16 protein-coding genes are annotated in these 21,944 nt (G+C 33.8%); 14 read left to right on the top strand and 2 right to left on the bottom strand.

Features of this window, described 5'->3' with window-relative positions; all coding sequences use genetic code 11:
* Position 1 precedes the first annotated feature (1 nt).
* The 6 genes from C1X07_RS10270 to ruvB all read left to right on the top strand — a co-directional run bounded on the left by C1X07_RS10270 (position 2) and on the right by ruvB (position 6,797).
* Positions 2-541 carry a DUF3341 domain-containing protein gene (locus C1X07_RS10270; RefSeq protein WP_103070011.1) on the top strand — a complete coding sequence of 180 codons (540 nt, stop codon included), beginning with the start codon at positions 2-4 and terminating at the stop codon, positions 539-541.
* Positions 542-546: 5 nt separating this feature from the next.
* Positions 547-1,212 (top strand): c-type cytochrome, encoded by a 666-nt coding sequence (locus C1X07_RS10275; protein WP_103069920.1) that lies wholly within the window; start codon positions 547-549, stop codon positions 1,210-1,212.
* A gap of 45 nt (positions 1,213-1,257) precedes the next feature.
* Positions 1,258-2,574, top strand: coding sequence for a quinol:cytochrome C oxidoreductase (locus C1X07_RS10280; protein WP_103069921.1), 1,317 nt, complete (start codon positions 1,258-1,260; stop codon positions 2,572-2,574).
* A gap of 33 nt (positions 2,575-2,607) precedes the next feature.
* Positions 2,608-3,684: a cytochrome c oxidase subunit II gene (locus tag C1X07_RS10285; RefSeq protein WP_103069922.1), complete on the top strand. Its 1,077-nt coding sequence runs from the start codon at positions 2,608-2,610 to the stop codon at positions 3,682-3,684.
* 43 nt (positions 3,685-3,727) lie between these two features.
* Complete coding sequence (locus tag C1X07_RS10290) at positions 3,728-5,557, top strand: cytochrome c oxidase subunit I (RefSeq protein WP_103069923.1); 1,830 nt, start codon at positions 3,728-3,730, stop codon at positions 5,555-5,557.
* Between the two features lie 217 nt (positions 5,558-5,774).
* Complete coding sequence (gene ruvB / locus C1X07_RS10295) at positions 5,775-6,797, top strand: Holliday junction branch migration DNA helicase RuvB (RefSeq protein WP_103069924.1); 1,023 nt, start codon at positions 5,775-5,777, stop codon at positions 6,795-6,797.
* 111 nt (positions 6,798-6,908) lie between these two features.
* On the opposite strand, the gene C1X07_RS10300 is transcribed toward ruvB, so the two are convergent.
* Positions 6,909-8,168 carry a sensor histidine kinase gene (locus C1X07_RS10300; RefSeq protein ID WP_103069925.1) on the bottom strand — a complete coding sequence of 420 codons (1,260 nt, stop codon included), beginning with the start codon at positions 8,166-8,168 and terminating at the stop codon, positions 6,909-6,911.
* A 209-nt stretch (positions 8,169-8,377) separates the two neighbouring features.
* On the opposite strand from C1X07_RS10300, the gene C1X07_RS10305 reads away from it, so the two are divergent.
* From C1X07_RS10305 to queG, 3 genes are all read left to right on the top strand, one after another.
* Positions 8,378-9,712, top strand: coding sequence for a cytochrome P450 (locus C1X07_RS10305; protein WP_103069926.1), 1,335 nt, complete (start codon positions 8,378-8,380; stop codon positions 9,710-9,712).
* Positions 9,713-9,887: 175 nt separating this feature from the next.
* Positions 9,888-10,418, top strand: a complete 531-nt coding sequence (locus C1X07_RS10310) for a mechanosensitive ion channel domain-containing protein (protein WP_103069927.1) — start codon at positions 9,888-9,890, stop codon at positions 10,416-10,418.
* On the top strand, positions 10,419-11,348 hold the full coding sequence (gene queG, locus C1X07_RS10315; protein WP_103069928.1) for a tRNA epoxyqueuosine(34) reductase QueG: 930 nt from the start codon (positions 10,419-10,421) through the stop codon (positions 11,346-11,348).
* 6 nt (positions 11,349-11,354) lie between these two features.
* Here the strand turns inward: queG and C1X07_RS10320 are convergent, their stop codons facing one another.
* Positions 11,355-12,374 (bottom strand): LacI family DNA-binding transcriptional regulator, encoded by a 1,020-nt coding sequence (locus tag C1X07_RS10320; RefSeq protein WP_103069929.1) that lies wholly within the window; start codon positions 12,372-12,374, stop codon positions 11,355-11,357.
* A 274-nt stretch (positions 12,375-12,648) separates the two neighbouring features.
* Between C1X07_RS10320 and C1X07_RS10325 the strand changes: the two genes are divergently transcribed.
* From C1X07_RS10325 to ruvA, 5 genes are all read left to right on the top strand, one after another.
* A complete protein-coding gene (locus tag C1X07_RS10325; RefSeq protein ID WP_103069930.1) occupies positions 12,649-15,276 on the top strand; it encodes a TonB-dependent receptor in 2,628 nt (875 codons plus the stop codon).
* 85 nt (positions 15,277-15,361) lie between these two features.
* Entirely contained in the window at positions 15,362-16,582 is a 1,221-nt protein-coding gene (locus tag C1X07_RS10330; protein ID WP_103069931.1) for an MFS transporter, read from the top strand.
* The gene (locus C1X07_RS10335; protein WP_103069932.1) at positions 16,572-18,449 is read left to right on the top strand and encodes a trehalase family glycosidase; all 1,878 of its coding nucleotides are present in this window, start codon (positions 16,572-16,574) and stop codon (positions 18,447-18,449) included. Before C1X07_RS10330 ends, C1X07_RS10335 begins: the two co-directional genes overlap by 11 nt.
* Before the next feature lie 169 nt (positions 18,450-18,618).
* Positions 18,619-20,928: an NADP-dependent malic enzyme gene (locus C1X07_RS10340; protein WP_103069933.1), complete on the top strand. Its 2,310-nt coding sequence runs from the start codon at positions 18,619-18,621 to the stop codon at positions 20,926-20,928.
* Between the two features lie 385 nt (positions 20,929-21,313).
* The gene (ruvA, locus tag C1X07_RS10345) at positions 21,314-21,895 is read left to right on the top strand and encodes a Holliday junction branch migration protein RuvA (RefSeq protein WP_103069934.1); all 582 of its coding nucleotides are present in this window, start codon (positions 21,314-21,316) and stop codon (positions 21,893-21,895) included.
* Positions 21,896-21,944 lie beyond the last annotated feature (49 nt).

The following is a 21,944-nucleotide window of genomic DNA, read 5'->3' on the forward strand; positions in this document are numbered from 1 at the left end:
TATGGCATCAAAAGTTATACATGCATTATATATAGATGACGATATCCTGATGGATGCTGTCAAGAAAGTGCGAGCAGAACATTACCATATTGAAGAGGTATACACACCTTTTCCGGTTCATGGGCTAGATAAAGCAATGGGACTACCACATACCCGTTTGGCAATTACATCTTTTATGTATGGATGTGTTGGGTTAACTGTAGCGATTTTAATGATGAACTATATCATGATCGAAGATTGGCCCCAAGATATTGGAGGAAAACCAAGTTTTAGCTACCTAGAAAATATGCCATCTTTTGTGCCTATTATGTTCGAGCTTACTGTGTTTTTTGCAGCACATTTAATGGTGATTACTTTCTATATGAGAAGTAAATTATGGCCTTTTAAAGAGGCTGAAAACCCTGATGTGCGAACTACTGATGATCATTTTTTGATGGAAGTAGATGCAGGTAATCATGATATTGATCAACTAACCGGTTTTTTAGGTGATACGGGAGCAGTTGAAATTAAAGTAATAGATAAGGAAGAAGATAACCATTAGTAATAATGAAGAGTACTATAAAAATATTAGCAGCGGCAGTAGTGATGATTTGTGTTGTTTCTTGTCAAAAGAAATCAAAACCTAATTATCAATATATGCCTAATATGTATGAGTCAGTAGGCTATGAAACATATGGTGAATACGGCATTTTTCCTGGTGGACAGGAGGCAATGCTACCTGTTGACGGTTCAATACCCAGAGGTTGGATGCCTTATGAATATGAAAATTCACAAAAAGGATATTTACTAGCTAAGGATACTTTAAAAAATCCAATTCTTTATACCAAAGAAAATGAAGAAGAAGGTAAAGAATTGTATGATATCTACTGTGCCATTTGTCACGGAGGAAAAGGAGATGGTAAAGGTCCTTTAGTAAAAAGAGAAAAAATCCTTGGTGTTCCTAGCTATGATGATATAGGTAGAGCAATTACAGAAGGAAGTATCTACCATGTAATGTATTACGGGATTAACTCTATGGGATCATATGCTGCTCAGACTAATGAGCACGAACGCTGGCAGATTGTTCAGTATGTGCAAAAATTAAAAGCTGATCTAGAAGGGAAGACTCCTCGAATTGATGCTGCAATTACTACTACTAATACAGAAGAAGTAAAAGCAGAGGTTGTTGAAGAGCACCCTGAAAAAAAGGAAGATCATAGTAACGCACACTAATTAGTGCATTAGTAAAAAAGTTAAGAATAACGATATTATAAAGATATGTATACGCTATCAAATAGATTAAGATTATTTTCTATCATCCTTATGGTTGTAGGTCTTGTAGGTCTTGTTGTTGGATTTGCAAATAGACCTGGATCTATAGAGGAAGTAAAAGAAAAGATGGCAGAACACAATGCTCACGGTGGTGGTCATGGTGAATCGCAGGTAGAAGCAAGTGGTCATGGTGAGGAAGACGCACACGGAGGTGATGCACACTATGAGCATGTATTGCACCAATTACAAAATAAACCTTGGGCATCTCTATATGTTGCAGCGTTTTTCTTTTTTATGATTGCGTTGGGGGTGTTAGCATTTTATGCGATTCAATTTGCGTCGCAAGCAGGTTGGTCACCTGTACTATTTAGAGTTATGGAGGCAATAACAGCATATTTAGTTCCTGGAGGAATTATCTTTTTTGTAATCTTAGGGTTATCTGGATTTCATATAAATCATCTATTTGTATGGGCCGATCCTGAGGTGGTTGCACATGATGCGTTAATTCAAGGAAAAGCAGGATGGTTAAATAGCTGGGGCTTTATCATTAGAGCAGCAATCTTTTTAGGAGGATGGATGGCGTATCGTCATTTTGCTGTAAAATATTCTAGATTACAGGATGAAGATTCAACAGGAAATAAATGGTATAAGAAGAGTTTTAAAATATCAGCAGCATTCTTAGTGTTCTTTATTTATACAGAATCAATGGCATCTTGGGATTGGATCATGAGTTTTGATCCGCATTGGTTTAGTACACTATTCGGATGGTATGTATTTGCAAGTTTATTTGTTTCTGGAATTACTACAATAGCATTGGTAACTATATATCTTAAATCTAAAGGATATTTAGAACATGTTAATAATAGCCATATACATGATTTGGCTAAGTTTATGTTTGGTATAAGTATCTTTTGGACATATCTTTGGTTCTCTCAGTTTATGTTGATTTGGTATTCTAACATACCAGAGGAGGTTACTTACTTTATAACACGTATAGAAGATTATAAGCTTCCATTTTTTGGGATGTTAGTTATGAATTTCATTTTCCCAATATTAGTGTTGATTAATAGTGACTTTAAACGAGTAAATTGGTTTGTTGTGATGGCAGGAATTGTTATTCTTTGTGGTCATTATATAGATGTGTATAATATGATTATGCCTGCAACTGTTGGTGGATCTTGGTTTATTGGCATTAGTGAGATTAGTGCAGTGTTATTGTTCTTAGGACTGTTTTTGTTTGTTGTCTTTAGAGCACTTACCAAAGCTCCATTAGTACCTAAGGGGAATCCATATTTAGAGGAAAGTAAACATTTCCATTATTAAAATTAGAATTGTAAAAAAAGAAGATAGATAAAAATGACTGTATTCTTAACCATAGTAGTTATAGCCCTTTTTGGAATCACATTGTGGCAAATGTCAAAAATATTGAAATTGTCACAATTGAAAGATGCTGATAATTCTCAAGTAGCAAACGATAAGGATAATAACTTGCAAGGTAAGCTAATGCTTGGCTTTGTAATATTTTTGTACTTATTAACTATATATTGTTTTGTACAATATAACTCGTATTTCCTTCCAGAATCAGCTTCAGAACATGGTGTTGATTATGACAGATTGATGTTAATATCAATGGTGTTGATTATGATTGTGCAAATACTAACACAAGGATTACTACACTTTTTTGCTTATAAGTACAGAGGGAAAAAAGAAAATAGAGCATTGTATTTTGCAGATAATGATAAATTAGAGTTTATCTGGACAATTATTCCTGTTATTGTACTTGCCGGACTTATCATATATGGTTTGTTCACTTGGACAGATATCATGAATATTGATGAAAAAGAGGGAGATCCATTAATCATAGAATTGTATGCATACCAGTTTGATTGGCGAGCAAGATACTCTGGTGAAGATAATGTTTTGGGTAAGGCTAATGTAAGATATATTGAAGGTATCAATACGTTGGGAGTGGATGTTTCTGATAGTTATGGAAAAGATGATAAGATTACTACAGAACTACATTTACCGGTAAATAGAAAAGTTATATTCAAAATGCGTTCTCAAGATGTTCTACATTCGGCATATATGCCATTCTTTAGAGCTCAAATGAATGTTGTACCTGGAATGATCACAGAATTTGCTTACACACCTACTTTAACTTCTGAAGAAATGAGAAGTAGTGATTTTATGGTAGAGAAAGTAGCTACTATTAATAAGATTAGAAAAGAGAAAAGTAAAAAACTAGTTGCTGCTGGCGATGAAGCTCTTGAAGAATATTCATTTGATTATTATTTGTTGTGTAATAAAATTTGTGGAACATCTCACTATAACATGCAAATGAAGATCATAGTTGAATCAGAAGAAGATTATGAAGCATGGATAAAAGAGCAACAGACTTTTGGTGATCAATTATCAGCACAAGCAAGCAACTAAAAAAAAGATAAATTAATATATCATATTAAACAGAAATAAGGATATGTCAGCAATAGCAAACGTACACGATCACGAAGAAGACCACGCTCACGACGATCACGGACATCATCATAAAGAAACATTTATTACCAAATATATTTTCAGTCAGGATCATAAAATGATCTCTAAGCAGTACTTGGTTACTGGTTTGATAATGGGTATTATTGGTATTGCAATGTCGCTATTATTTAGAATGCAAATAGCTTGGCCTGATCACCAATTTACCATATACGAAGTGTTATTGGGTAAATTTGGTAAAGAAGGTGTAATGGATCCAGGAATTTACTTGGCTTTGGTTACGATTCATGGTACTATAATGGTATTTTTTGTTCTTACCGCTGGACTTAGTGGTACGTTTAGTAACCTATTAATTCCATTACAAATTGGTGCTCGTGATATGGCATCAGGATTTTTGAATATGATATCATACTGGTTATTCTTTTTAAGTAGTATTATCATGGTATTGTCTTTGTTTGCAGAAGCAGGACCAGCATCTGCAGGATGGACTATTTATCCTCCTTTAAGTGCATTGCCGCAAGCAATTGGTGGTTCTGGTACAGGTATGACATTGTGGTTGGTTTCTATGGCAATTTTTATTGCTTCATCTTTATTAGGTTCTTTGAACTATGTAGTAACGGTGATTAACTTAAGAACCAAAGGAATGTCCATGACCCGTTTACCTTTAACAATCTGGGCATTTTTTGTGACTGCAATTATTGGTATTGTTTCGTTCCCTGTATTACTATCAGCAGCATTGTTGTTAATTATGGATAGAAGTTTTGGTACTTCTTTCTACTTAAGTGATATTTATATACAAGGTGAAGTATTACATAATCAAGGGGGATCTCCGGTTCTTTTTGAGCATTTATTTTGGTTCTTAGGGCATCCTGAGGTGTATATCGTATTATTACCGGCATTAGGAATTACATCAGAGATTATAGCTACTAATGCACGTAAACCGATATTTGGTTATCGAGCAATGGTTGCTTCAATTTTGGCAATAGCATTTTTATCTACAATTGTATGGGGGCACCATATGTTTGTATCGGGAATGAATCCTTTCTTAGGGTCTGTATTTACATTTACAACCTTATTGATTGCAATACCTTCTGCGGTAAAATCATTTAATTATATAACAACCTTATGGAAAGGTAACTTGCAGTTTAACCCGGCAATGCTATTCTCTATAGGATTAGTATCAACTTTTATTACAGGAGGACTTACCGGTATTATTCTTGGAGATAGTACACTAGATATAAATGTTCATGATACATATTTTGTAGTTGCGCATTTTCACTTAGTAATGGGTATTTCTGCTTTGTACGGATTGTTTGCTGGAGTTTATCATTGGTTCCCTAAAATGTATGGTAAAATGATGAATAAAAACCTTGGTTATATTCACTTCTGGGTAACTGCAATAGGAGCATATGGAGTATTCTTTCCTATGCACTTTGTAGGGATGGCTGGATTACCAAGACGTTATTATACTAACTCTAATTTCCCATATTTTGATGATCTAACAGATACTAACGTACTAATAACCATATTTGCATTTATTGCAGCAGCAGGACAATTAGTATTTTTATACAACTTTATTTCTTCTATGTTTTATGGAAAGAAGGCAGTTCAAAATCCATGGAAATCTAATACGTTAGAGTGGACTACACCGGTAGAACATCTGCATGGTAACTGGCCAGGAGAAATTCCTCATGTATACAGATGGCCTTATGACTATAGTAAAACTAATGAGAATGGTGAGTATGTAATAGCAGGACAGGATTTTGCGCCTCAAACAGTGCCATTTCAAGATGGAGAAGAACAAATGCATCACTAGTACTAGTAAACATTTGGTTTAAAAATATCAAAGAGCCTTTTCAGTTGTGAAAAGGCTCTTTTCTTTATATATCGTAAAATACTAATTATCTGTATATAGAATTAATGATGATAGAAAGTGATCAGAGTCTCTTTTTATTATATTTGTTTTTATATCTTTTATTGGTTTAAAGCCTATAATAAGACAGAAGCACTTTCTTGTCTAAACATCTATATGAATGAACGAAAACCTTAACCCAACAAATGAAAACTTCTCTAATGAAGAGCTGGATATAGAGAAGGCATTAAGACCTCTTGCCTTTGAAGATTTTGCAGGGCAAGATCAGGTGTTAGAAAACTTAAAGATTTTTGTTCAGGCAGCTAATCTGAGAGAAGAAGCTTTAGATCATACACTATTTCATGGACCTCCAGGATTAGGTAAAACTACATTGGCGCATATTTTGTCTAATGAGTTAGGGGTAGGTATAAAGGTTACTTCTGGTCCTGTATTAGATAAACCGGGTGACTTGGCTGGTTTACTAACAAATTTGGATGACAGAGATGTACTGTTTATTGATGAAATTCATAGATTAAGCCCAATTGTAGAAGAGTATCTGTATTCTGCCATGGAAGATTATAAGATTGATATTATGATTGAGAGTGGTCCTAATGCACGTACTGTTCAAATTAATCTTAATCCATTTACCCTGATTGGCGCAACAACACGTTCCGGGTTATTAACAGCGCCTATGAGAGCTCGTTTTGGTATACAATCCAGACTACAGTATTATACAACAGAATTATTGTCTACTATAGTGCAACGTAGTGCGCATATTCTTAATGTACCTATTTCTATGGAGGCAGCTATAGAAATTGCAGGAAGAAGTAGAGGGACACCTAGAATAGCAAACGCACTGCTACGTAGGGTACGTGATTTTGCACAAATTAAAGGAAATGGTAAGATTGATATAGAAATTTCTAAATATGCGTTAAAAGCGCTTAATGTAGATGCTCATGGTCTGGATGAGATGGATAATAAGATCTTGTTGACGATGATAGACAAATTCAAAGGAGGTCCAGTAGGATTAACTACCATAGCTACCGCAGTTAGTGAAAGCCCAGAAACTATAGAAGAAGTATACGAACCTTTTTTGATTCAACAAGGATTTATTATGCGTACACCTAGAGGAAGAGAAGTAACAGAAGCGGCATATAAGCATTTAGGAAGAATAAAAGGAGGAATTCAAGGAGGATTATTCTAAAATTGATAATTCGCATACTACATGGGGACTAGCGGTAATAAAAGATAGTTAAGGAATGATCTAAGGAAAATGATTAGTGAAAAGATATGTAATGAATCAATTTTTATAGGGCTATCCTTTAAGCGGTAAATACAAATTCACAGTTGTTCCTTCGTTAAGAATACTGTCGATTTCTAATCTACCGTTCTGTTTTTCTAATAATCTTCTGCAAATACTTAACCCAAATCCGGTGCCAGACTCCATCAAGGTACCTGGGGTAGGAGTAATTTTATCATCATTCATTATAGCTTTGAGGGTTTGGTCCTTTATCCCTTTACCTTGGTCAATAATAGAAATTTTAACTTCGTTATTTTTTACTGTTGAGTTAATCGTAATAGGAGACTCTTTTTCAGAGAACTTGATTGCATTAGAAATGACATTTCTTAAGACTGTTTCCGTCATTTGATAATCTGCCTCTATCCAAAGATTGGTAGGAACATTGTTTGTTATATTTATTTTTTTTGACCTACTATTTGTTGATAAAAAAGACAGTGCCTTGTTTACTATTTGATTTAACTCAATTTCTTCTTTTTCGATAGCGGTATTTAGGGATTGCGCTTTTGCCCAATTTAGTAAGCTTTCTAATAATTCTTGCCCCATTTTTGCCGATTCTTTCATGTTCATTTTTATTTCTTCTTTTTCTTCAGGATCTGCTGTGGTTTCCATCAAATCAATAAGCATAGTTAATTGGGCAAAAGGAGTTTTAAGATCATGACCAATAATTTTAAAGAGATGATCTTTTGCATTATTGATTTTGTATAGCTCAATGTTTTTACGTTTTACTTCGGTATTTACCTTTTTAATTGTTTTGGTTAATTTTATAAACTTTAATTGAATTAGATAGCCAATTAATCCTCCTCCTGTAGCAATTATGAAATAAAAGATAATTTTTTCTATAGGATATACTCCTTTGGTATAGAAAAAACAGGCTAAGATGAAAATAGTATTGTATACAATAGTTATAATAATATGAATTGGCGTTATCAGGATCCCAGTAGCAAAAGAAAGTAGGATTAAAATCAATTCTGCTTTTAGAAAGAAAGCTTCAAATACAAACCCTTCAGTTCCTATTTTTAAAGGCAATGAAATTCCAAAACTTAATAAAATTGAATATACTATAACAGTAAAAGTAAGAACTCCGCTAATCTGTTTTTTTAAAAACAGTGTTACAAGAATAATGCTTATAATGATGATTACTAGGTCTTTGATTACAAAAATACTTGTTCCTCCTATCTTATATTCTGAATATGTGTCGATAAGGAGACCAGAAAAAATTATAGTAATGATATAAAGAAACCACTCTTTATTAATAGGTGTATTGTGCAATTTCATGAATTTTGGGGTTTAAATTTTTTGCATTTACGGTATTCAAAATACTATAAAGTTTTTAAAAATACTATATAATGCTAAAAATCATTAGGTTATAAGGTGTTTATTATTCTTTTATTTTTGTTTTTTTTCGAAAAACTTATACATATTTTTACCTTACGACCAAGTGTCTTTTAAGATGTTCCTGCCTAGAGGAATTATAAAACTTTTTTATGCCAGATACTACAATTGCTACAGTTACTTTTTTTAAAGTGCTTAAAAATGCAAATCGAATTCTTAAGAACCCTCTTCCTTTTCATCATGAGAATTTTGAAAAATTTGGAGATGTTTTTAAGGTAAAACTAGGATTAGGGAAGGCAACGGTTATTTTTACTCGAGATGCCTTTTTTGCCAAGCATATGTTGCAAAAACAACATAGAAAATATACTAAGTCAGAATTACAAACCAAAGAACTGGCTAAATATATCGGAGAAGGTTTATTAACCTCTAGTGGTGAGAAATGGCTAAAACAAAGACGTTTAATTCAACCAGCGTTTCATAAAAAAAAGCTAGAATTACTCATAGAGACCATTAAAGAGGTGATTAGAGAAGAGTTGCTTAAAATAAAGCCAGATACTACAATTGATATTTATCCTCTAATGAGTGATTTGGCATTTAAAGTAGTCGCAAAATCGTTATTTAGCTATACAGATACTCAAAATACTATTTCCCGTTTACAATATATTACAGAAGCCGCTCAGAAGTCTTTGATTAAAGAAATTCGACAGCCGTATAAACGATGGTGGTTTCATCTTAGTGGGAAAATTAAAAACACTTTAAAACTAACAGAAGAGGCACGGGATATTCTTAATGACATTATAGAACAGAGAAAGACATCGGATAAGGTTTACAATGATCTTTTGGATATGCTATTAGAGGCAAGGTATGAAGATGGCAGTGCAATGGATAATGAACAATTAATTGATGAGATTTTGATTCTTTTTGTCGCAGGTCATGAGACAACTTCAAATGCGTTGGCTTTTACAATTTTATTATTAGCACGTCATCCCCAGATTCAGGAAAAATTGTTTCAAGAGGTTTCAGAAACATCAAATGATATAAAACCATTAGAACAGATAGCAAAATATCAATATACTAAGCAGTGTATTGAAGAGACTATGCGATTGTATCCACCAGCATATTTTTCTGATCGGGTAGCTATTGAAGAAGATGATTATAACGGACTTAATTTGCAAAAAGGAGCAACGATACTAATCTCTTTTTTTGAAATCCACAGACATAAGGATTTTTGGAGTGACCCAACAGTATTTAATCCTGATCGATTTGACCCTGGTATTGATAAAAAGAAATATTCTGATTGGTATTTTCCTTTTGGTGCCGGACCAAGAATGTGTATAGGTAATAATTTTGCTATGTACGAAATGATTTTGGCAGTAAGTGCATTGGTAAACAAGTATAAAATCAGTACCAAAATAGATAACATCGAAATAAAACCTTTGATTACCCTTAAGCCTGAAAATGCTGTGGTTAAATTTACTCCAAGATAAAACTCATATTTCAGGTTCCTAAACTCTTTAAAAAGGTGTTATATATTTTATAATCTACAAGAAATATTATTTCCTATCTAATCTTTCCTACAATATTTATCTACTATATATTCTAATCCTTGCGTATTTGGTATTTTTACAGAAGCAAAAGGAGTTATATTTAATGAACTAAATCATGGTTGTCTACAAAGATGAAATTTTACTAACGGTTATAGTATTAGTGTTATTAATTTTTATTTTACTAATTACGAAGCAGGTAATCAAAAAATTTGCAATACTTAGATCTATAAACCCAAATCGAAGGAAGCTAATACGAAACTTGTCATATCTGTTTCATTATCTTATCGCAGGAACATCTTTGGTTATTATTTGGGGAGTGAAATTTGAAGAGTTTAGTGTCTTTATTTCTTCGGTCTTGGCAGTCATTGGGATCGCCTTTTTTGCACAGTGGTCGATTTTATCTAATCTCACGGCCAGCATCATTTTGTTTTTTAGTCACCCAGTAAGAATAGGAGACCGAATACGAGTGCTAGATAAAGATTTTGACTGGACTGGAGAAGTCAAAGATATTACTGGTTTTTATCTTTTTATGGTAACCGATATGGGTGAGAATATAACATTGCCAACCTCATTAGTAATACAAAAAGGGATTCAGATAATGAATAAATTTCCAGAGGAGGAAGTTGGTGCTAAAGAAGAAATATAATTGAATTCTAAAACCCAATATACCGAACGTATTAAATCTGAAGCAAAACGCTTGGGTTTTTTATCCTGTGGTGTTTCTAAAGCAGAATTTCTTGAACAAGAAGCACCCCGTTTAGAAAAATGGCTTAATCAGAATATGAATGGGCAGATGGGATATATGGAGAATCATTTTGATAAACGACTCGATCCTACCAAACTGGTTGATGATTCAAAAAGCGTAGTATCATTACTTCTCAATTATTTTCCTTCAGATGCACAAAAAGATCCAGAAGCTCCAAAAATCTCTAAATATGCTTATGGTACAGATTATCATTTTGTAATAAAAGATAAATTAAAACAGCTATTACAATTTATTCAAGAAGAGATTGGCGAAGTTCAGGGGCGTGCCTTTGTAGATTCGGCACCTGTGTTAGATAAAGCGTGGGCCGCAAAAAGTGGATTGGGATGGATTGGTAAGAATAGTAATTTACTAACCCAAAAAGTAGGCTCTTTTTATTTTATAGCCGAGCTAATAATAGACCTTGAGCTTGATTATGATACTCCTGTTACAGATCATTGCGGTACGTGTACAGCTTGTATTGATGCTTGCCCTACCCAGGCTATTGTAGAGCCTTATGTGGTTGATGGTAGTAAGTGCATTTCTTATTTTACTATAGAATTAAAAGAGGAAATTCCCAATAGCTATAAAGACCAGTTCGATAATTGGATGTTCGGTTGCGATGTATGCCAAGATGTATGCCCTTGGAATCGATTTTCTAAACCACATCGTGAGCCTCTTTTTAATCCAAAACCAGAGTTGTTAGAAATGTCAAAAAAAGATTGGGAAGAAATTACTCAAGAAGTATTTTCAAAAGTGTTTCAGAAATCAGCAGTAAAGAGAACGAAGTTTTCAGGTTTAAAACGAAATATAGATTTTCTATTCGAAAAATAGAGTTCCCTATGAAGATTCTCTAAAAATAAGTTCGGTAGGTAAAATTACTTCTTTATGAATACTAGGTTTGTTGTCTTTATTATGCTCGATTTCCTCAAGTAAAATTTCGGTAGCTACCACTCCCATTTGATGTGCTGGCTGATGCACTGTTGTTAAACTTGGAGAAACAACCGAAGACATAAACCAATTACTAAAACCAAAAACAGCAACATCCTCAGGGATTTTAATTTTATTTTCGTTAAAATACTTAATCACACCAATAGCTACCAAATCTGTTATAGTAAAGATAGCATCTACCTCTGGGTTTTCTTGTATTAGTTTTTTAGCATTGTTATATCCATCTTCAAAATCTGTATTATTGTTACATATATATACCAATGATGGGTCATAGTCAATTCTATGATCTTCTAGAGCTTTTTTGTATCCCTTAAAACGATCGTTGGATATTTTGGGATTAAGATCCCCTCTAAAATGAGAAATCTTCTTGTATCCCTTTGATATAAGGTAAGAAACAGCGTCATAAGCAGCTTTCTCATCATCAATACGTACTTTTGAACATTGTATCGATGGTTCGATTTTGTCAAAAAGAACCAAAGGAATATTTCTGCTCAATACTTTTTTTAAATGAACAAACTCATTTGTCTTATTAGATAACGACATGAGTATACCATCTACCCGTTTGTCAATTAACAGATTTACCTGTAGCTTTTCAAGCATTAACTTTTCACTGGATTGTAGAATGATAACCAGATACCCCTTTTTTTCAGCTTCTTCAATGATTCCATCAATCACCTTAGAGAAAAAATGATGTACGGTAGTAGGAATTATTACTCCAATCGTTTTTGTTTGCTTGGTTCTTAGGTTAACGGCCAATTGGTTAGGGGAGTAATTTAGTTTTCGGGCAGTCTGAATAATTTTTTCTTTTGTAGCCTTATTAACATCGGGATAATCTTTTAAAGCTTTAGATACCGTAGCAACAGAGATTCCTAATTCAATAGCGATATCTTTCAGAGTAGTAACTTTCATGAGTATGTTATATATATTAAATATACGATTTAAGTCAAAAGATTAATAATTTGATAGTTGGCATTTTTTTTATGTTTTTGTAGTCATATTTGTATTTTAAGGTTAGAAAAATAATGAAAATCGCAAATAAAAGTGGTTTTGAGCCAAAATGGATAATCCTTTCGAAATCGTTTTCGATATTGTCGAAAACGATTTCGAGACCCTTGAGACACAAAGAAAAATTAAATTATCAATAAGGTTTTGTGAAATTGCGAAGAACTAAATTAATATAATTATGAGAACAAAACTATGTATAATTCTTCTCTTGATATTTGGAATAGGGGATTCTATTGCTCAGGGAAGTAAAAGTGTATCAGGGACAATAAAAGATAGTAGAGGAGTACCAGTAATTGGAGTTAATATTTTACTTGAAGGAACCAATAAAGGAGCAACTTCAGATTTTGATGGGAAGTATGTAATTAATAATCTGGAAACTAATGCGACTTATATTTTGATAATTTCTACAGTTGGGTTTAAAACAGTAAGAGAAGAAGTTACTATGTCTGAAAACATAGTAAAAGATGTAGTCTTACAAGAGGATTTACTTTCATTAGATGAAATTGTAGTCACAGGAGCTTCTAATCCCAGAAGTAAATTAGAGTCTAGTGTAGCCATAACCACAATGGGTGTAAAAGAAATGGAGCAAAAAGCACCACAAAGCACAGCAGATTTATTACAGTCTGTACCGGGATTTGTTGTTGAGGCTTCAGGAGGTGAAGTAGGTAATAACCTTTTTGCCAGAGGAATCCCTTCTGCAGGAGCATATGAATTTGTTCAGATTCAAGAAGATGGTTTACCTGTTTTTGAAGATGGAGCCTTACAATTTGGAAATGCAGATAACTGGTATCGATTAGATGAAACAGTAAAAAGAATGGAAGCTATCAGAGGAGGATCTGCATCTGTTTTTGCCACTAATGCCCCAGGAGGAATCATAAATTTTATATCCAAAACAGGTCAGAATGAACTAAGAGGAAGAGCCAAAATGGCTGTAGGAGATTATGGCCTTTTTAGAACAGACCTCAATATAGGAGGCGCAATGGTTGAAGATAAATTGTTTTTCAATATAGGTGGATTCTATAGAGTAGATCAAGGAATTCGAGATCCAGGATTCGAAGCTAATAAAGGAGGGCAAATGAAATTTAATCTTACTTATAAATTCGATAAAGGGTATGCCAGAATCAATTACAAAAAACTAAATGATAGAAACCTCTTTCTACTTCCAATACCACTACGAGGAGATAGTGGTGGAAACCCAGAAGAATTTGAGGGATTCGACGCTAATTATGGAACATTAACGTCAAGGAATTTTAGTAGACTGCGAGTGCCCCAAATAGGAGGAGGTTTTTTTGAAAGAGATCTTGAAGATGGTGTGAATCCCAATGTAGATGCAGTAGGGGGAGAATTTAAGTATAATGTTTCTGATGTAGTTTCAGTAAAAAATACATTTAGAAATACAGTTATAGATTTAAATTATAATGCCATTTTTAGTACTGGAGGTCCTAATACCCAAGCTGATTTTGCTACAGGAACAACACAGTTTCCTTTGACAGATGCCGCAAATGCAGAATATACCTATGTAGATAATGGAGAAATATTAAATCCAAATACGTTAGTCATGAGGGCAGATCACTGGTCTATCGATAAAGACATGTCTAATTTTGCAAACAATCTTGCTTTTTCATTTGATTTTAAAAATATAGATGTTACTCTGGGACACTATTATTCTAACTGGAAATCAAACCAATATTGGAACTGGAGTAATTATCTTGTCGATGTATCAGATAATCCTAGATTAGTAAATCTTGTAGATACCAGTACAGGTGTATCAAGAACATATAATGGAGTAGAGAGAATTACATGGTTAGAGAGAGATGCACAAACCAAAGGAAGGTTAAATGCGCTCTATGTAGATACAGAAGTTAGTTTTTCTGAAAACCTGACAGCTAATTTTGGATTAAGATATGATGATAATGCGTATTCTGGGTATCGTGATAATGCCAGATTCTTTTCGACAGATTTAGGCTTATTAGATAATAATACAGCAGATGATGCTCTGACCGTTGTAGATGGTAACCCTTATACATATTGGACTTATGATGTAGAAGAACTATCCTATACCGCAGCGTTAAATTATAAGTTTAATGATAAAACCGCAATGTATGGGAGATATAGCCATGGGTTTAGGTCTCCGATAGAAGAAGCCTATTATGACAATGCATCAAACCTAAGTACTTTAGAAATTACAGAAGTGGATCAATCAGAATTAGGATTTAAATACTCTACATCAAATATCGGTATTTTTGCTAACCTCTTTTATATGAGTATGGATAACATTGCTTTTGCTGATATTTTGGCAGATGGTACTTCAGAAAATAAATTTGCCGATGTAAATAACGTAGGTATAGAGCTTGAAGCGAATGCAAAATATGGAGCTTTTTCGATTGAAACTAATATTACAGTTCAAAAACCCGAATATGATGGGTTTACAGGAACAAATGCCGATGGGAGTACCTTTGATTTTGATGGTAATAGTGCAAGAAGAATTCCGAAGATATTTTTTACCATAAGACCACAGATAGAAATTATTAAGGACTTAGGACTATATACGCAGTTATCTCATTTTGGGAAGAAGTATCAGGACGAAGCCAATACCACAGAACTTCCAGCCTTTAATGTTTTTAATGCAGGAGCATACTACAAAGTAAATAATCTGCGATTTGGATTAGATGGTTCTAACCTATTTAACGAAATAGGATTGACCGAAGGAAATCCAAGAGGAACAACTAATGCAAATGATGATGTCTTTTTGGCCAGACCAATTTTAGGAAGAGCCTTTAGACTATCGGTAGCATTAGATTTTTAATTGTTTGTTTAAATAGAGCTCAAAAACTGCTCGTAGTGTTCGGGCAGTTTTTGAATTAATTTGTAATTAACTATGACCGTTTTTAATGAAAAATGCATCTATAAAAATATCCCTGTTTCTTAACTATTTCATTTTTGCAATCTTACTTAATAGTGTAGGTATAGTAATCTTAAAATCTCTTGAGAATTATAATGTTGATGAAGTACAGGCAAGTGCATTAGAGTGGTTTAAAGATTTGCCAATTGCATTTGTGTCATTTCTGATAGCATCTTTTCTTCCAAGAATAGGATACAAAAAAGCAATACTAACCGGGTTGCTAATTTCTATGACAGCATGTTTAGTAATGTACTACGGAAACTCTTTTTGGACGGCTAAATTTTTATTTGCTGCAATCGGAGCTTCTTTTGCTCTAATCAAAGTATCTGTGTATTCGGTTATTGGATTAGTCACAAATACATCAGAAGAACATAATAGTTTGATGAGCACCATAGAAGGAGTATTTATGATCGGAATAGCACTAGCGTACTTTATATTTCCTGCCTTTAATAGAGATGGTGATCCCAATGCATGGTTACATGTCTATTGGTTGCTTTCTGGATTAGCCCTTATTTCTTTTCTGTTTCTTTACTTCACAGATTTTGATGAAGGTAAAGAAGTGCCGGGGGCAGATTTAAAAGATGATGTTAGGCAAATGATCATGCTTTGCGCAAAAATGTCTGTTATTGTATTTATATGTAGTACATTTTTGTTTGTTATGATAGAGCAAGGAATAATGACATGGTTACCTACTTTTTATAAGAGGGTATTGGAGCTTCCTCCTAATGTGAGTATTATGATGTCGAGTATTTTTGCATTATCTCTGGCAGTAGGAAGAATTGGAGCAGGGATATTATCTAAATATTTTTCATGGTTTTATATTTTAATCACTTGTATAGCTATTGCTATGTTAATGGTGATTTTTATTCTGCCAAAAACGATAGATGTAGAGACTGATGTTATAGAAACGATATCAGATATCCCTTTATTAGGGTATGGGTTTCCTATTATAGGTCTTTTTATCGCTCCAATATATCCTTTGCTCAACTCTACAGTTCTAAGTGCATTGCCCAAAAAAATGCATAGCCCTATGACAGGTTTGATTGTTATTTTTTCAGCACTAGGAGGCACGATTGGCTCTACAATAATAGGATGGTTGTTTAAAAATATGGGAGCACAGAAAGCTTTTTACTACACATTAATACCAATGATATTGTTATCAATATCACTATGGATATTAAAGAGAATCACAAAAGAATATGCAAGTTAAGGTACATAAAGAATCTGTTTTAAAAGAGCTCCTTACACAAGAAGACACAGACCAGGATAAGAAAATTACCATAGAAGACCGAGGACCAAAAAAATTTAAAATACTTACAGTTAATAGCGAAATTTATACTATCGAAGGTACTTACTACCTATCCAATTTGCTTCAGGAATTAAAACTGGCAAAAGAGGACTCTAATGGGGTTGTAGAAATATCAATAGCTGATGTTACAGAACAACCTGGTACTAGGATTTCTAAGATGATTAAAGAGTTTTATTGGGATAGATTAACCAGAAGATTAGATCAAAAAGGCATTGATAAAATTCTATCTGATGAAAAATTTAATACAGAAGAAAAACGATTGTATATTCCTTATGGAGACAGTGAAGCTTTTAGGTATTACAAAGAAATAACCGAAGGGATGGAGGGGATAACACTAGAGATTCTTCCAAAGGAAATAACACCAGAATATGTAAGGTCAATTAATGATAAACCTGGGATTCTGGGATTGGGATTAACTCATGAAAACAACAAAAAAAGAGCCATCCCTTTTTTGGTTCCTGGAGGAAGGTTTAATGAAATGTATGGGTGGGATAGTTATTTTATCAATATAGGTCTTTTGCTAGATGATAAGAAAGAATTAGCCAGAGGAATGATAGACAATTTTACATATCAAATCCAAAATTATGGCAAAATTCTAAATGCAAACAGAAGTTACTACTTAACCAGAACGCAACCTCCCTTTTATACTTCTATGGTTATAGAGTATTATAAGAAATATAAAGATCAAACATCAGTATACTGGCTAGAAGAATGTACAAAATCAGCTATTTATGAGTATGAAACCGTTTGGATGCAACCTCAAAAAAGATTAGCATCAAATGGATTAAACAGGTTTTATGCAGAAGGTATTGGGATAACACCCGAGGCAGAAGAAGGACATTATGATTATGTTTTAAAAAAACATAAAAAAGACGACTCTCAATCTGTAAGAGAGTTTGAGCAAAAATACCTTCAGCGAGAAATAGAAAATAAAGCATTAGATGAGTACTTTCTACATGATCGTAGTGTAAGAGAAAGCGGTCATGATACCACCTACCGGTTAGAAGGAATATGTGCAGACCTTACCACAGTAGACCTTAATACATTATTGTATAAGTACGAAAAAGACTTGTCATATATAATTAAAGAATATTTTGGAGATGATTTTACCTATGAAGGAAGGAAACTAACTTCTAAATATTGGAATAATAAAGCATTTGATAGATTGCAATCCATAAATCAATATTTATGGGACACAGAAAAAGGAAGCTACTTTGATTACGACCTTAAGGCTAGAAATAGGACTAATTTTGAATCCGCGACAGGGTTTTATCCTTTGTGGGCTAATTTGTGTACCACAGATCAGGCAAAAAAACTTATAAATTACTTATTGCCTAAACTAAAATGTAAGTTTGGTATAGCAGCAAGCTCTGAATCTTCTCTTAATCATGTGCCCAAGGATGCACCAAAACGACAATGGGATTATCCTTTTGGGTGGGCGCCACATCAAATGATGATCTGGAGAGGATTACTCAATTATGGGTATAAAGATTTGGCAGACGAACTTGTATATCGATGGCTATGGATGATAACTATAAATGCAATAGATTATAATGGCGTAATCCCCGAAAAATTTGATGTTGTCCGAGGCACCTATAAAATAGACGTAGAATATGGTAATGTTGGGTCTGATTTTAAATATGTTCCCGATGGAGGTTTTGGCTGGATGAATGCGTCTTATAAGTTAGGAATGAGTTATTTGTCGCAAAAGCTAAAAGATAAGTTAAATGAGTTAATTCACCCAGATGAAGTGTTTTTGAATAAGTAATAAATGATTCATAAACAAAGTAGTATTACTAGTAAAAATATGGATCTAGTTTGTTCAATTCCACTTTTTCAAAAGATTCCTTAACATTAATTTTTGCATGTCAACCAGACTTGTACCTTTGTACGTGTTAAATATATATTTTGCATTCACAAATTTATCTTTATAGAGTATGAGTATCGAAAGTAAAAGAAGAGAAGCTTTGGTATACCACGCAAAGCCTACTCCTGGAAAAATCAAAGTCGTTCCTACAAAAAAATACGCGACCCAAAGAGACTTATCGTTAGCATATTCTCCTGGCGTTGCCGAACCTTGCCTAGAAATAGAGAAGGAAAAAGCAGATGTTTATAAATATACAGCAAAAGGAAATCTGGTTGCTGTAATATCAAACGGTACTGCCGTTTTGGGATTAGGGGATATTGGACCCGAAGCCTCAAAACCAGTAATGGAAGGTAAAGGACTCCTGTTTAAGATTTTTGCTGATATTGATGTATTTGATATCGAGGTTGATACCAAAGATATCGATGCTTTTATCGAAACCGTTAAGAATATCGCTCCAACTTTTGGAGGGATAAACCTCGAAGATATCAAAGCTCCCGAAGCCTTTGAAATCGAAAGGCGCTTAAAAGAAGAGCTGGATATCCCGGTAATGCACGATGATCAGCATGGTACGGCAATAATCTCTGCTGCGGCTTTATTAAATGCAGTAGAAATTGCGGGAAAAAAACTGGAAGAAGTTAAAATTGTAGTTAGTGGAGCAGGAGCGGCTGCTGTATCCTGTACCAGATTGTATAAAGCTTTTGGAGCACGATCAGAAAATATTGTAATGACCGATAGTAAAGGCGTGATTCGTAAGGATCGCGATAATCTTACTCCCGAAAAAGCAGAATTTGCAACAGACCGAGATCTAAATAATTTAGAAGATGCTATGATAGATGCCGATGTATTTATTGGTTTATCAATGGCTAATCTGGTTACTCCGGATATGTTGATTTCTATGGCAGACAACCCGATTGTTTTTGCAATGGCTAATCCCGATCCTGAAATAAAATACGACCTCGCTATAAAAGCTCGTAAAGATGTAATTATGGCTACAGGAAGAAGTGATCATCCTAACCAGGTAAACAATGTGTTAGGTTTTCCTTTTATTTTTAGAGGAGCACTTGACGTGCGAGCTACGGCAATTAATGAAGAAATGAAAATGGCTGCCGTAATTGCCCTAGCAGAATTAGCAAAAGAACCAGTTCCTGAGCAAGTAAATATTGCCTATGGAGAAACTCGTCTTAATTTTGGTAGAGAATATATAATCCCTAAGCCTTTTGATCCTAGACTAATAGCCAAAGTACCTCCTGCAGTGGCAAAAGCTGCAATAGAAAGCGGAGTGGCAACGGCACCAATTACCGATTGGCAAAAATATGAGGATGAGCTCTTGGATCGAATGGGTAATGATAATAAGCTGGTAAGACTGCTATTGGACAGAGCAAAAACCAATCCAAAACGAGTTGTTTTTGCTGAAGCTGATCATCTGGATGTATTAAAAGCCGCTCAGACAGTAAAAGAAGAAGGAATTGCCTTTCCTGTTTTATTAGGACGTAAAGATATTATCCTAGAATTGATGAAAGAGATTGATTTTGATTCTGAAGGAATTGATATTATAGATCCCAAAGCAGATGAAGAATGCGATCGTAAAAATAGATATGCCAAACAATATTGGCAAACTCATAAGCGTAAGGGAATTACACTTTATGATGCAGAAAAACTAATGCGTGAGCGTAACTATTTTGCAGCTATGATGGTTAATGAAGGTGATGCAGATGCATTACTTTCAGGATACTCCAGAAGTTATCCTACCGTTGTTAAACCAATGATGGATCTTATAGGGTTGGCAAAAGGATCTGCTCGTATTGCTACTATGAATGTGATGATGACCGATAAAGGACCATTGTTTATAAGTGATACTTCTATTAATATTGATCCTACTTCAAAAGAGTTGGCAAAAATAGCACAAATGACTGCCAAAACAGTAGAGATGTTTGGTGTTAAACCAGTAATGGCAATGGTATCATATGCTAATTTTGGATCCTCAAAACATCCATGTGCTTCAAAAGTGCAAGATGCTGTCGAATATTTACATAGGTATTATCCTAATCTAGTTGTAGATGGTGGCTTACAAATGAATTTTGCATTAAATAGAAAGAAGAGAAAAGATAAATTCCCTTTTTCTAAACTCAATGGACAAAAAGTAAATACATTGGTATTCCCGAACTTGGATGCTGCTAATAGTAATTATAAGTTGCTAAGCGAAATTAATAATGCAGAATCTATAGGGCCTATTATGATGGGGATGAATAAGCCCGTTCATATCCTACAATTGGGAGCAAGTGTAGAAGAGATAATAAATATGGCAGCAGTGGCAGTAATAGATGCCCAGGAAAAAGAAAAAAGAGAACTGCATTTATCTCTGGTTTCTGATAATGTTTAAAAAAGGTCACTGATAGTATTTAAAATACTATTCTTATTGGCTTAGTATAAAAATAGACGAGGCTGTCTAAAAAGTAAGTTCAGAATTAAACTGTCAACCTGAGCTTACTTTTTAGGCAGTCTCTTTTTCTATGAAGATAAATGAATGACTTGTAGCAAAGGATTATGTTGTTCGGATATATTCGATAAACTACCTCTAAGGTCTTTAGCTTTAAATTTGAATCCCAGGAAAGTATTTTTGGAATACCCTTTTTTTTATGTAATAAAAGGATGCTTTTATGTAAAATTAGCTCTCAATTTGGAGTTGTATTTTTAGTGCATATGTTTTTATCCGTTTATATAGTAGAATTTTACTACATTTGATTACTTAACATCAACTTACATAAATGATCACACATATCAAGGGGAGGCTTGTCGAAAAAAATCCAACTGATGTCGTAATAGATTGTGGTGGAGTAGGGTATCTCTTACATATTTCACTACATACTTTTTCTTTAATCCCTGAGGGAGAAGCACTAGAGCTATATACACATCTTCAGGTTAAAGAGGATTCTCATACCCTATTTGGTTTTGCAGAAAAATCAGAAAGAGAAATATTTAGGCTTTTGATCTCGGTCTCGGGAATAGGAGCTAGTACTGCCAGAACTATGCTGTCATCATTGCACCCTGATCAGGTAAAAGATGCTATTGCTTCTAATGATGTAGCTACAATTCAATCCATTAAAGGAATAGGTGCCAAAACAGCCCAACGTGTTATCATAGATTTAAAAGATAAAATTCTAAAAGTCTATAATATCGATGAAGTTTCAGTATCCCAAAGCAATACTAATAAAGATGAAGCGTTATCAGCATTAGAAACTTTAGGATTTAATCGAAAAATTGCAGAAAAGGCTATTGATCGAGTTCTAAAACAAGACCCCAAAGAAACAGTAGAAAATATTATTAAACAGGCACTAAAAAACATATAAAAACATTGGGTTCGTCAAATTATTTACGCTTTAGTTTTTTTAGGATATT

It is taken from the genome of Aquimarina sediminis (genome assembly GCF_002895435.1).
GTDB classification, from domain to species: domain Bacteria; phylum Bacteroidota; class Bacteroidia; order Flavobacteriales; family Flavobacteriaceae; genus Aquimarina; species Aquimarina sediminis.

Coding starts and splice junctions, on each gene's coding strand:
- C1X07_RS10270 (WP_103070011.1), top strand. CDS start 2: ATGGCATCAAAAGTTATACATGCATTATATATAGATGACGATATCCTG.
- C1X07_RS10275 (WP_103069920.1), top strand. CDS start 547: ATGAAGAGTACTATAAAAATATTAGCAGCGGCAGTAGTGATGATTTGT.
- C1X07_RS10280 (WP_103069921.1), top strand. CDS start 1,258: ATGTATACGCTATCAAATAGATTAAGATTATTTTCTATCATCCTTATG.
- C1X07_RS10285 (WP_103069922.1), top strand. CDS start 2,608: ATGACTGTATTCTTAACCATAGTAGTTATAGCCCTTTTTGGAATCACA.
- C1X07_RS10290 (WP_103069923.1), top strand. CDS start 3,728: ATGTCAGCAATAGCAAACGTACACGATCACGAAGAAGACCACGCTCAC.
- ruvB (WP_103069924.1), top strand. CDS start 5,775: ATGAACGAAAACCTTAACCCAACAAATGAAAACTTCTCTAATGAAGAG.
- C1X07_RS10300 (WP_103069925.1), bottom strand. CDS start 8,168: ATGAAATTGCACAATACACCTATTAATAAAGAGTGGTTTCTTTATATC.
- C1X07_RS10305 (WP_103069926.1), top strand. CDS start 8,378: ATGCCAGATACTACAATTGCTACAGTTACTTTTTTTAAAGTGCTTAAA.
- C1X07_RS10310 (WP_103069927.1), top strand. CDS start 9,888: ATGGTTGTCTACAAAGATGAAATTTTACTAACGGTTATAGTATTAGTG.
- C1X07_RS10320 (WP_103069929.1), bottom strand. CDS start 12,374: ATGAAAGTTACTACTCTGAAAGATATCGCTATTGAATTAGGAATCTCT.
- C1X07_RS10325 (WP_103069930.1), top strand. CDS start 12,649: ATGAGAACAAAACTATGTATAATTCTTCTCTTGATATTTGGAATAGGG.
- C1X07_RS10330 (WP_103069931.1), top strand. CDS start 15,362: ATGAAAAATGCATCTATAAAAATATCCCTGTTTCTTAACTATTTCATT.
- C1X07_RS10335 (WP_103069932.1), top strand. CDS start 16,572: ATGCAAGTTAAGGTACATAAAGAATCTGTTTTAAAAGAGCTCCTTACA.
- C1X07_RS10340 (WP_103069933.1), top strand. CDS start 18,619: ATGAGTATCGAAAGTAAAAGAAGAGAAGCTTTGGTATACCACGCAAAG.
- ruvA (WP_103069934.1), top strand. CDS start 21,314: ATGATCACACATATCAAGGGGAGGCTTGTCGAAAAAAATCCAACTGAT.